Annotated in this window: 11 protein-coding genes; 7 read left to right on the top strand and 4 right to left on the bottom strand. The window is 28.5% G+C overall.

The window, feature by feature from the left end:
- The first annotated feature begins 20 nt into the window (after positions 1 to 20).
- Together EC396_RS09410 and EC396_RS09405 are read left to right on the top strand one after the other, a co-directional pair.
- The gene (locus EC396_RS09410) at positions 21 to 446 is read left to right on the top strand and encodes an HIT family protein (RefSeq protein ID WP_129366453.1); all 426 of its coding nucleotides are present in this window, start codon (positions 21 to 23) and stop codon (positions 444 to 446) included.
- A gap of 78 nt (positions 447 to 524) precedes the next feature.
- On the top strand, positions 525 to 926 hold the full coding sequence (locus EC396_RS09405; protein ID WP_129366452.1) for a hypothetical protein: 402 nt from the start codon (positions 525 to 527) through the stop codon (positions 924 to 926).
- Positions 927 to 928: 2 nt separating this feature from the next.
- On the opposite strand, the gene EC396_RS09400 is transcribed toward EC396_RS09405, so the two are convergent.
- A complete protein-coding gene (locus tag EC396_RS09400; RefSeq protein ID WP_129366451.1) occupies positions 929 to 5,026 on the bottom strand; it encodes a PAS domain S-box protein in 4,098 nt (1,365 codons plus the stop codon).
- A 247-nt stretch (positions 5,027 to 5,273) separates the two neighbouring features.
- On the opposite strand from EC396_RS09400, the gene EC396_RS09395 reads away from it, so the two are divergent.
- Positions 5,274 to 6,329, top strand: coding sequence for a lactonase family protein (locus tag EC396_RS09395; RefSeq protein WP_129366450.1), 1,056 nt, complete (start codon positions 5,274 to 5,276; stop codon positions 6,327 to 6,329).
- A 61-nt stretch (positions 6,330 to 6,390) separates the two neighbouring features.
- Here the strand turns inward: EC396_RS09395 and hemG are convergent, their stop codons facing one another.
- From hemG to EC396_RS09380, 3 genes are all read right to left on the bottom strand, one after another.
- Entirely contained in the window at positions 6,391 to 6,918 is a 528-nt protein-coding gene (hemG, locus tag EC396_RS09390) for a menaquinone-dependent protoporphyrinogen IX dehydrogenase (protein WP_129366449.1), read from the bottom strand.
- A gap of 302 nt (positions 6,919 to 7,220) precedes the next feature.
- Positions 7,221 to 7,412, bottom strand: a complete 192-nt coding sequence (locus EC396_RS09385) for a cold-shock protein (protein ID WP_129366448.1) — start codon at positions 7,410 to 7,412, stop codon at positions 7,221 to 7,223.
- A gap of 94 nt (positions 7,413 to 7,506) precedes the next feature.
- Positions 7,507 to 8,502 (bottom strand): NAD(P)H-dependent glycerol-3-phosphate dehydrogenase, encoded by a 996-nt coding sequence (locus tag EC396_RS09380; RefSeq protein ID WP_129366447.1) that lies wholly within the window; start codon positions 8,500 to 8,502, stop codon positions 7,507 to 7,509.
- A gap of 206 nt (positions 8,503 to 8,708) precedes the next feature.
- Between EC396_RS09380 and EC396_RS09375 the strand changes: the two genes are divergently transcribed.
- The 4 genes from EC396_RS09375 to dut all read left to right on the top strand — a co-directional run bounded on the left by EC396_RS09375 (position 8,709) and on the right by dut (position 12,093).
- Positions 8,709 to 9,215, top strand: a complete 507-nt coding sequence (locus EC396_RS09375) for a hypothetical protein (protein WP_129366446.1) — start codon at positions 8,709 to 8,711, stop codon at positions 9,213 to 9,215.
- Positions 9,216 to 9,355: 140 nt separating this feature from the next.
- Positions 9,356 to 10,810, top strand: a complete 1,455-nt coding sequence (locus EC396_RS09370) for a polysaccharide biosynthesis C-terminal domain-containing protein (RefSeq protein WP_129366445.1) — start codon at positions 9,356 to 9,358, stop codon at positions 10,808 to 10,810.
- 1 nt (position 10,811) lies between these two features.
- A complete protein-coding gene (locus EC396_RS09365; RefSeq protein ID WP_129366444.1) occupies positions 10,812 to 11,654 on the top strand; it encodes an alpha/beta hydrolase in 843 nt (280 codons plus the stop codon).
- Between the two features lie 7 nt (positions 11,655 to 11,661).
- The gene (gene dut, locus EC396_RS09360; protein WP_129366443.1) at positions 11,662 to 12,093 is read left to right on the top strand and encodes a dUTP diphosphatase; all 432 of its coding nucleotides are present in this window, start codon (positions 11,662 to 11,664) and stop codon (positions 12,091 to 12,093) included.
- The last annotated feature ends 251 nt before the right edge of the window (positions 12,094 to 12,344 follow it).

Here is a 12,344-nt window from a genome sequence, read left to right as displayed (position 1 = left end):
CGAAAAATAAAAAATAAAAAATGGCTACACCAATTTCAACATGTTTGTATTGTCAAAACAATGAAACATTGCACAGTTTAATGATTAAAATTTGTGATTTAAAAGTATCGCAATTATTTTTATTTAAAGAGCAATCGCACTTAGGTCGTTGCAATGTTGTTTATAAAGATCACACTATTGAATTTCACGAATTAAGTGACGAACAACGCAATTTATTTATGGAAGATGTTGCAACTGTTGGAAAAGCTATTGCAAAGGCATTTAACCCAGCTAAAATTAACTATGGTGCTTATGCAGATACTATTTCGCATTTACATATGCACGTGGTTCCAAAATACGTAGACGGCTATGGTTTTGGTGGTGTTTTTGAAATGAACCCACAAAAAGTAACCCTTTCTGATGCCGAATATGCTGAAGTTGTAGAAAAGATAAAATTGGCTTTATAAGCCCACCAATCCCAAAGGGAGAAAAGCAATATTAAATTATTGGTTTCTTTCTCTTTGGGAAGAATTAATTATGGCAAAATGAAAAAAGACATAGAAATTCCTGAAGTTATCGACGTTTTTATGGCTGTTGTTAAAGAATACAATGAAGATTTTCAGTGTGAAGATTGGAATGCTTATTTGGTAAACAACAAAGAAGTTGATTTAGAAATGGTATTGATTGTTTCTAAAGGTTATGATGAAGACAAAATGATTGAAACTTCATTAATGCGTCATAAAATTGAAAAACTTCCCGCAAAATCATTTGCAAAAGTTGAGTTACTTACTGAAGATGTTTTAAAACTTTCCAACTTTTTTAATGTTACTTTTTTTGAAGGAAATACCATGTACGACAAAAAATATTTATTTGAAAAAGGAACCATTAAAGAAGGTAATTTGAGAATGATTACTCTTTTAAATAAACGTGGTGTATTGGTTAAATAGACCTATTTAGCTACTTTTTCTTGTAATAAATAGTTATTTAAAACGGTTTTTAATTTATTTAAATCAATTGGTTTGGTTATAAAATCATTGCAACCCGCATTTAACGCTTTTTCTTTATCTTCTCTGGTTGAGTAGGCTGTTTGAGCTACTATTGGTAAATTAGGGAAATCTTTCTTTATATTTTTTGTTGCCTCAAGCCCATTCATTACAGGCATATTGATATCCATTAGAACAAAATCAACAGCATTATTTTTACACATTTCAATAGCTTCTACGCCATTTTTAGCATGCAATATTTCACAAGCAATGTCTACTTTCTCGGTTAACAATATTTCAATAAACAAAAAATTAACTTCCTCATCCTCAACAACTAAAATGGTATTTTTTTCTTTAGATGGTTTATTCACATCATTTAATTTTAAAGATTTATTTATAGGCTTATAGGGTATAGTAACTTTAAAAGTTGAACCTTCCCATTTTTTTGACTGTACTGAAATTGCACCTCCTAACAATTCAGTATTTTCTTTGGCTATGGATAAGCCCAATCCAAGACCGCCAACATTTTGCTCAAGATTTTTTTCTTCTTGTGAAAATCTGTCAAAAATAATTCCTTGTTTTTCAGGATATATTCCAATACCAGTATCTTTTACAAAAATTTCTATGTTAGTACCTACTAATTCATAACCAAACCTTATTTCGCCAATATTGGTAAATTTTAAGGCGTTTTCTAACAAGTTACTTATTATTTTATTTAATTTGGATTTATCGGTTAAAATGGTACTTTCATCATCTGACATTGTTTTTGTAACGTACAAAGGAATTCTATTTTCTTTTGCTTTTATATCAAAAATTGAGAAGAGTTCAAGTAATAAATCGTTTAAACAAACTGGTTTTTCAATTACTTTTACCTGACGTGTTCCCAATCTAGAAATTTCCAAAATATCATCAATAACACGCAATAATTGTTGTCCGCTATTATGAATAATATTTATAAAATAACTTTTCTTAGATGCTGAAAGCTCAGGATCATTTAAAAGCTCTGAAAAGCCTAAAATGCCGTTCATAGGAGTTCTAATTTCATGAGACATATTGTTTAAAAACTCCGTTTTTAACCTATTACTTTCTTCTGCTTTTTCTTTAGCTTGCAGTAATTCTACCGTTTGCTCTTCAAGTTTTAAAATTGCTTTTTTTCGCACTGTAATGTTTCTATGCGAACCAAAAAGTCTAATTGCTTTTCCTTCTTCATTTAACAAAGCTTCTGCTCTGGCTAAAATCCAAATATAATCCCCATTTTTATGTAACAATCTAAATTCAGAAAGGTATTGACCTTTAGGATTTTTTAAATATTCCTCTAAATAATTGATTACTTTTTCATAATCTTCAGGGTGTAATAAGTTTTGCCAAGAAGCAACAGTACTTTCTAATTCATGAGGCTCATATCCTAATTGGCGTTTGTAATACTTAGAATAATAAATTTTGTTGGTAATTAAATCCCAATCAAAAATACCTAAACCAGTAGCGTTATTAACCAATCTATATCTTTGATCACTTTTTTCAGCTTTTTCTTTTGCTAATTTTAATTCGTTTTCAGCCTTTTTATTCTCAGTAATATCAACAATAGATACAATTGCTTTACCGTAATTATCTATTTCAGAATTTATAATTACAGAAATAATACCACCATCTATTCTTTTAAATTCTGATTCACTTATAAAATCTGTTTCGTTTGAATAAACTGCTATAATTTCTTTTCTAAGTTCTTCAATTCCTTTTTCGGTATGCGCCTGTCTTAAATGATTGATAAGATCTTCTATATAACGTGCTCCAAAAAGATTTAATGCGCTTTTATTTGCGCTTTTTAATTTAATTTTTGCTAGGCATTGCTTAAAAAAGTCGTGATTTTTTATAAAGTATTCCTCTAAATCTTCAGGTTTAATACCTTTTAATGTAATGTATTTTTTTACTTCTGAAAGGTCTGCTTCAATTAAAGCAACTGGACTTTTTTCAAATAAGTTTCTATACTTATTTTCACTGGTTTCTAATAATTTATTATTTTTTGAAAGCTCTTGGGTAATTTTAAGCAGTTCAATATTTTTAGTTTCTAATTTTTTATGGGCTTCTTTTATATATGAAATATCCGTTATTAAGGCAAAAGAACCTATTATTTCATTTTTTTTATTATACAGTGGTGAAGGTTTAATTAAGCAGTTAATTAAATTTCCATTACTATTTATTAAATCTATTTCGTAGCTAGATGAGATTCCTTTTTTTCTTTTTGCTAGCTCGCTTTTAAAAATTTGTGCACCTTGTTTGTTTACAAAATTAAAAACGGATTTATTAATAATTTCCGATTCTTTGACACCCAAAATTTCACAAAGCTTATCATTTACATTTATGGTTTTAGCATCTTTGTTGATAATCCAAAAACCTTCATTGGCTGTTTTTAAAATTTGACTTAAATAATCTTCCTTTTCTTTTATGGTATTATAAGCATTTTTTAAATTAGTGTCAGCCTTTTTTCTTTCAGTAATATCCTCTTTAATTGCTAGGTAATTAACAATTACGCCAAATTTATTTTTAATGGGGGTTATGGTTGCATTTTCCCAAAAATGTCTGCCTTTTTTGGTTTTATTTTCAAATTCACCTTTCCAAATGTTTCCACTTGATATGGTAGCCCACATATTTTTATAATATTCTTTTGACTGATTTCCTGAACTTAAGATATTTGGATTTTTACCAATAACTTCTTTTGAAGTATAACCTGTTAATTGAGTAAATTTTGGATTTACATACTCAATTTCAGCATTTAAATTGGTAATTACTACAACATTTTCACTTTGCTCTACAGCTGTAGATAGTTTTATGTTATCGGCTTCTCTAGTTTTTCTTTCTGAAATATCTCTAGCCAACCCTATAATTAAAGATTGCCCATTAAATTTAGTGTGCCTAACTCTAAGTTCAACATTAAAAACAGTACCATCTTTGCGTTTGTGTTTGGTTTCAACAGTTACTGAATTTTCTAAAGGTAAGTTGCTCCAAAATAGCTGATGATCTTTTAATTTGAGCGATTCAACATCTAAATCTACAACGTTCATTTTAATTAATTCATCTTTACTATATAAGGTTTGATCGGATGATTTTTCATTTACATTTAAAATATTTCCTTTTAAATCAGATACATATAGCGCGTCACCAGCTTGTTCTATTAATGTTTTAAATTGGGTATTACTTTCATTTAATTCTTTTTCAACAGCTTTTTTTTGAGTTAAATCTCTTAAAGCTGCTACTCTTCTTTTGCCATTTCTATACGTTACATTTTTTGCTTCAATTTCAACAGGAAACACATCCCCGTTTTTTTTAACCCCTTCAACTTCATAGGGTGCGGAATAAGCTGTTTTAGATTTTTGGGAAATTAATTTTTGATATTTTTTTGGAAACAAAAGGCTGATTACATTTTTACCTAAAAGCTCCTTTTTTTTGTAACCAAACATTTGTTTAAACGATTTATTAAAATCAAATGCAATGCCATTTTCATGAACCAAAATTCCTTCAAAAGTTAAATTGGCCAATTCTTTAATTTCAACTTCATTTTGTTTATTTAATTTTTTGAAAATTAAATTTTCAAGTACTTTTTCAACTTTAATAGCTACAATTTTAATAATTACTTCAATTATATCTATATCTTTAAAAGGCTTGTTATCCATTAAAACAATAAGTCCAATTTTCTCATTGTTTGAACCCCATAAAGGATATCCACCATAACTATTTATCTCATTTTCTATTAAAAAAGTATTTTGTGGAAATTTAGCTTGAATGTTTGATGAAAAATTACAGAACCCCTTTTTATTAACATTTTTACAAGGCGTATTTTTTAAATTTAATGGAACATCGTTTATAAATATTCCATTTTTATAATAAGAAACGGCATTGGCTGAATCAGGATCTTCTAAAGAAATACTTTTAATTAAAACATGATTGATCTCTAATAATTCAGCTAAAAATTTAGAAATATCATTTAAAAGGTCAACGCCTGAAGATTTAGAGCTATTTGAAGCTATAAATTCTAACGTTTTTTCTAAACAGTTTTGTAGTTTGGTCATTTTTGGGCGTGGGTTAAATTGACTTCGTAAAAAACATTGGGTGACTTTATGAATATAAAAAAATAAATACCAAATCTAAACTTTAAAATAAAAACATCGAATGATATTTGTCATTGTAATCTTTTCTCATATTTAAATTAAACCCTTGATAACCTAAATAATAAGTTTGATTGTATTTATTTAAGAGCAATATGGTTGATTAATGTCAAATTAAGTATTTTAGCGTTTAAATAATAAAATCTAATATATGAAAACCTTTTTCTCATTTTTATTTATGCTTATTACACAATTGATTTCAGCTCAAAATATTCCTTTATACGTTGGCACCTATAATGGAGAAAATAGTGAAGGAATTTACTATTATGATTTTAACACAAAAACAGGCGAATTAACCAATCAAAAATTGGCTATTAAAACTACAAACCCATCTTTTATAGCTTATTCTGAAAACAGAAAATTTATTTATGCGGTTAGTGAAGCTTCAGACGGAAGTTTGGTTTCTGCTTATGCTGTAAATAAAAATGGTACACTTTCATTAATAAATAGCGCAACAACTAACGGAAAAGGTCCTTGCCACGTACAACTGAATAAAGCTGGTACAAAAGTAGTTGTTTCAAACTATGTTGGTGGCACAGTTTCATTACATACTGTTAAAAAAAATGGCAGTATTAACAACGCTTTTCAGGTAATGAACCACAATACAGACAGTGTAAAATCACATGCACATTCAGCTAAATTTTTAAATAACGATTTATTTGTAGCCGATTTAGGACGTGATTTTTTAGCACATTATGTAGAAAAAGACAATCAATTTGTTTTAAAGGAAAATTACACAATGGCAGCTGGTGCAGGTCCTCGTCATTTTGAAATTTCTAAAAATGGTGATTATATTTATGTGATAAACGAATTGAATTCAACGGTATCTGTACTTAAAAGCAATGGCAAAAACTATAGTAACATTCAAAATATTGGCACTTTAAGAGCCGATTACGAAGGTAAAAATGCTTGTGCTGATATTCATTTATCAAAAGATGAAGCGTTTTTATATGGCTCTAATAGAGGTGAAAACAGCATTGTTGTTTTTAAAAGAAATACAAAAAATGGTACTTTAGAAAAAATTCAAAATATTTCTGTTGAAGGTGATTGGCCTCGTAATTTTACTTTATCTCCTAATGGTGATTTTTTATTGGTTGCAAACCGAAGAAGTTCAAATATTAGTATTTATTATGTAGATAAAACTTCAGGAAAATTAACTTATAAAAATAGTATTGAAGCTCCAATACCTGTTTGTTTGTTGTTTTAGGTTTAAATTTTTTAGTGAAGCAGTTTTCACTAAAAGTTTAACTTCATTTTCTAAATATAGCTTACAACTCACAAAGTTGTTCACCAAAAGCATTTACTTGCTCCCAATTGGTGTATTCAATTTTTGTGTTTTTGTCTGTTGGACCCTTGGTCATCCACATAATAAACTGAATCATAATTCGGTCAAAAGTGTTGTATTTTTTATAGTCTAGCATACCCGCAAAAACTTCAACAATGGTAGGTTTCCAATCTATTTTTTTAAAAAATTTAACAACGTATGGGTTGGTATCTGCTTTGTTTTTTTCAGGTTTTCTGGCAACCAAATTCACCGAAAAAAAAGCAGTTTTAGTTTGTTCTAACTGTTGTTTATTGACTTTTATAAATTCAATTATTTTTTCGTTATGTACACCATACCGTATACTTGAGCCTATAACAAAAGCATCATAATTAGAAATTTCTCCTTTAAATTCATCAATTGAAAATACATCAATTATCAAATTATTTTTTTTGAATACAGTTTCAATCTCATTACAAATTTTGAATGTTTGGCCATCAACAGTAGCGTATATTAAAGCAGTTTTTTTGGTCATGATACTTATTTAAAATGAAGCAATTATGTACACATATACGCTCAAAGTTATAAAAAACACCAGTAATTATTTATGATATATATCAACAGGTGTTGACAATTAATAATGAAGAAGTAAAAATGAATAATTAGTTGAATCTTTTTTGTTTTCAATAAAAAACAATATATCCATCAATGAAATAATTAGACTATTATTATTGTTAATTAAAGTCTCCCTTAGAAGGATTTAGGTGAAATAAAGCACAAAAAAAAGCGCATCTAATAAGATGCGCCCACTCTTTAAAAAGTCTTGAAATAATATATTTATATTACTCTTACGTTTACTGCGTTTAAACCTTTTTTACCATCTTTTAGTTCAAACTCAACTTCATCTCCTTCTCTGATTTCATCAACCAATCCAGAAATGTGTACGAAATACTCTGTTTTTGAACCATCTTCAATAACAAATCCAAAACCTTTAGATTCGTTAAAAAATTTTACTGTACCTTTTTTCATTTTAAAAAATAATATATTAAACAACAAATGTAGTCTTTTTAACTTTTACCTGTGTTTTTTTATCAAATTTATTTTAAAAATTGAAAATAATATACTAATCCAACCTTTCAGTTAGTTTTTTAAAAATTGATTTTGGGTTTTTATTTTGGTACAAAATATCGTAAACAGCATCAATAATTGGTGTTTTTACTTTATTATCTTTCTTAAGTAAATAGGCGCTTTTAGCGGCATAATAACCCTCTGCAACCATACTCATTTCCATCATAGCACTTTTTACGGTATATCCTTTACCAATCATATTTCCAAACATTCTGTTTCTACTAAAAGTAGAGTAACCAGTTACCAATAAATCACCCAAATAGGCCGAGTTATTGATATTTCGCTTCATTTTGTGCCTACTTTTTATAAAGCGTTTCATCTCTCGAATGGCATTAGACATTAAAACCGACTGAAAATTATCTCCATAACCTAAACCATGTGCAATACCTGCTGCAATTGCGTAAATGTTTTTAAGCATAGCAGCATATTCAGTACCAATAATATCGTCGGATGTTTTGGTTTTTATATAATCACTAGATATGTATTTGCTTAATAAATTGGCTTTTTCAGTATCCTGACAAGCAATAGTTAAATAAGACAAACGCTCCATTGCAACTTCTTCAGCATGGCAAGGACCTGTAATTACACCAATGTTTTCAATAGGAATATTTAACTTTTCATTAAAATGCTGACCAACAATTAAACCAGTTTCAGGAATAATACCTTTGATGGCTGAAAACACAATTTTATGTGTATAATCGTGGGTAATTTTATCTAATTCTTCTTTTAAAAAAGCCGAAGGAATTGCAAAAATTAAAATATCAGCATAGTCAACCATTTCATTGATATTGCTCGATAAAAATAATTTTTTTATATCGAACTCGGCTGAACTTAAATAATTAGGGTTGTGCTCGTTTTCTTTAATATACTCAATAGCAGATTCATTGCGCATATACCATCCTACTTCATCTAAGTTTTCGCACAACATTTTCACAATTGCTGTAGCCCAACTTCCTCCTCCAAAAACGGCGATTTTAGGATTTTCACTCATTTTAATTGTAATTTAAAGGGGTAAATGTAAATAAATTGATGGATTTGACTCTTAAAATTTAGTTATAATATTTTATATGTTCCATAAATCTTAACTTAAGGGTAATTAAAGTGTCTTAATTACAGTGATAAATTTTTATAATTTAAGTCAATTGCTTTTAAATATTATCTTTACTAAAATACTAACTAAATTAAACACTACTTTTTATGAAAAAAACCTTAACTATTTTAGCAATTTTAATTTCATTTTCATTTGGTTTACAAGCCCAAAATACTTCAAAAAAAATTAGACCACATAAAGTTTGGATAACACTTATGGATCAATCAAAAGTAAAAGGCGTTTTATATTCAGCTGATGATGAGTCAATTAAAATTTCAGAAAACAATTCGCTAGATATTTCAAATTTAACAACAGTAAGCGGCGAGCAAATTAATACCCTAAAAATTAGAAGAAAAGGTAAAATTGGAAAAAGCATTTGGATTGGAGCTGTTTCTGGTGTTGGTACAGGTGTTATACTTGGATTGGCTACCGAATCTGATGGTTGGGAAGGCGTTGTTGCAACAGGTGCAGGATTTACGCTGGGAGTTGTAGGTACTGGAATTGGCGCTGGAGTTGGTGCAATTAAAAAAAGAATAAATATAAATGGAAACATGGATACTTATAAAACGTATTCAAATGAAATTCAATCTTATTCATTGGTTATTAAGAAATAAATAAAATCACTTCAAAATAAAATCCTTTTTGCGCAATTTTAGCTGTAATTATTTAAAAAATATTGCAATAAACAATATTTAGCAAGAGTCCATTTATAAATGAATACTTTTGTACTTTTATACGATTAACTTTTTAACATTTGAGCGCACTAAAAAAATTTTTAAAAGACACTGTAATTTACGGAATTGCAGCTGTATTACCGCGTGTAATTAACTTTTTGCTGGTACGTGTACATACCGATGCTTTGGCGGCAGAAAGCTATGCCGTTAATAGCGATTTTTATATTTGGACAGCACTTTTTGCAGTTGCACTATCTTTTGGTATGGAAACTGCTTTTTTTAGATTTTACAATACCGAAAAAAATAAAGATGCCATTGTTTCTACTTCGTTTGTAACTTCCATAGTTACTGTTGTTTTATTTGTAGTTATAATAGCCTTATTTTTTGATTTTTTCGAACAGTTTTTTGATTTTCAAAACAATCCGCTTCGATTAAAATTATTTGTTGGTATTTTAGCTTTAGACACTATTTCTATGATTCCGTTCGCCTATTTAAGAGTTGCAAACCGACCTGTAAAATACGCTGCCATAAAACTTTTAAATGTAGGTATTATTGTATTAATCAACCTTTTGTGTTTAAAATTTATTCCTAATTTTTTAGATGAAGGAATAAATTTACCAACTTTTATTACTTCTAATTACAATCAAATAGATAAAGTAAACTACATTTTTATTGCTAACATAGTTGGTAGCGCAATTTCATTTGCATTGGTTTTACCTTTTATATTAAAATTTAAGTTTAAATATGATTTTGCACTTCTAAAAAGAATACTGATTTACAGTTGGCCTATTATGGTTGCAGGATTGGCTTATGTGATTAATGAAAATTTAGATAAATTTTTAATTAAAAGAATGATTGGCGATGCTGAAATGGGTATTTATAGTGCTTGTTACAAATTAGCCATATTTATGAATTTGTACATTTTAGCTTTTAGATTGGGCGCTGAACCTTTCTTTTTTAACAATGCTTCTAAAAAAAATGCCAAAGAAACTTATGCCAAAATAATGAACTATTTTGTAATTATTGGCGCCTTATTTTTAATTGGTATTGTGGCTTATATAGATATTTTAAAATACTTTATAAATCCAAATTATTGGGGCGCTTTGTCTATTGTACCCATCATACTTTTGGCAAATTTATTTTTGGGTATTTATTACAATTTAGGAATCTGGTACAAATTAACCGATAAAACTATTTACGGTATGTACTTTTCTATTGTTGGCGCTTTAATTACCATTGGTTTAAATATTTGGTTGATTCCTACAATTGGAATTATGGCTTCAGCTTATGCTACTTTAATAGCTTACGGAAGTATGGCTATTATATCTTATTTAATTGGAAAAAAATATTATACTGTACCTTATAATTTAAATAAAATAACTGTTTATTTATTGGCTTCTATTGCCATTTGTATTTTATCTTTTGTTTATTTTAGAGGTAATTTTTGGATTTCAACCTTGTTAATTTTAGCCTTTGCAGCTATTATTTATTATAACGAAAAAGATGAATTGATAGCGATTGTAAAGAAAAAATAAAATGAAAAAATTAAGCGTTTTTATTCTAGTTTTCCTTATTTCTTTTGTGCTTTTTTCACAAGAAAATAAAACGCTAAAATCTACCGCTGCAAAAAATGTTTCTATTGTTAATAAAGAATTTTTAATTCCTAATTTAAACAAGAAAAGTCATAAAATTTGGGTTTATTTACCGCCAAATTATAATGAATCTTCAAAAAATTTTCCGGTAATTTATATGCATGATGGTCAAAATTTATTTGATGCAAAAACGGCTTACATAGGCGAATGGGAAGTTGATGAAACTTTAAATGATTTGTTTAAAAAAACCAACAAAGGTTTTATTGTTGTTGGTATTGAAAATGCAGGCGAAGAACGCATCAACCAATATACTCCTTGGTCTCACAAGAAATACGGTGGCGGAAAAGGTGCAATTTATATAGATTTTATTGTAAATACTTTAAAACCTTATATAGATGCAACTTATAGAACCAAACCACAACAAAAATACACTGGTTTAATAGGAAGCTCGTTAGGCGGATTGATTTCTTATTACGGTGCATTAAAATATCCCAAAACCTTTGGAAAAATAGGTGTACTTTCTGCATCGTTTTGGTTTTCTTCAGAAGTTGAAAATTTCACCAAAAATTATGGGAAAATTGAAAATGTGAAATTATTTTTATTGGTTGGTAAAAACGAAGGTGAAGCTGTTGTAAATGACACCCAAAAAATAGAAAAATTACTACTTGAAACTGGCTTTAAATCTAAAAATTTAAATACAAAAATAAACCCTGAAGGCAAACACAATGAAGCCTTTTGGAAAAGTGAATTTCAAGAAATTATTAAATGGCTTTATAATATAAAATAAGTAAAAAATGAACATACAAATTATCAACAAATCAAAACACGAATTACCAAGTTATGAAACCATTGCTTCTGCAGGAATGGATTTACGCGCAAATATTAACGAACCAATTACTTTAAAACCTTTAGAGCGTACCATTGTAAAAACTGGTTTGTTTATTGCCTTGCCTGTAGGTGCTGAAGCTCAGGTTCGTCCGCGTAGTGGTTTGGCTGCAAAAAATGGCATTACTGTTTTAAATGCTCCTGGAACTGTTGATGCTGATTACAGAGGCGAAATTGGAGTGATTTTAGTAAACTTATCTAACCAAGATTTTGTGATAAATGATGGTGAAAGAATTGCGCAATTGGTTATTGCAAAACACGAACGTGCCCAATGGGAAGTTGTAGAAGTTTTAAGCGAAACTGAACGTGGTGCTGGTGGATTTGGAAGTACTGGTAAATAATCTCAATTTTTTAGTTTGAAGTATTTGGTAATATTGTATCCATTGATAACACTCAATAATAAATCTATTAAATACTTTAAGTCTGTAACACTTATATCATAATAAAAAACCCAGTAAAAACTGTTAAACAAAGCATAAATAGCGTACGACATATAGTGTCGTGTATTGACTCGAATAAGCAATGTATCTTTGCTATGTACTAAAAAACAAAGTATAAGTTTTTCATAAATAAAGTTTGAGTTAAGTTAATT

Source organism: Lutibacter sp. HS1-25 (assembly GCF_004121075.1).
Classification (GTDB): domain Bacteria; phylum Bacteroidota; class Bacteroidia; order Flavobacteriales; family Flavobacteriaceae; genus Lutibacter.
The sequence above is the reverse complement of the archived record's forward strand: the minus strand, read 5'-3'. Positions and strand labels throughout refer to the sequence as shown.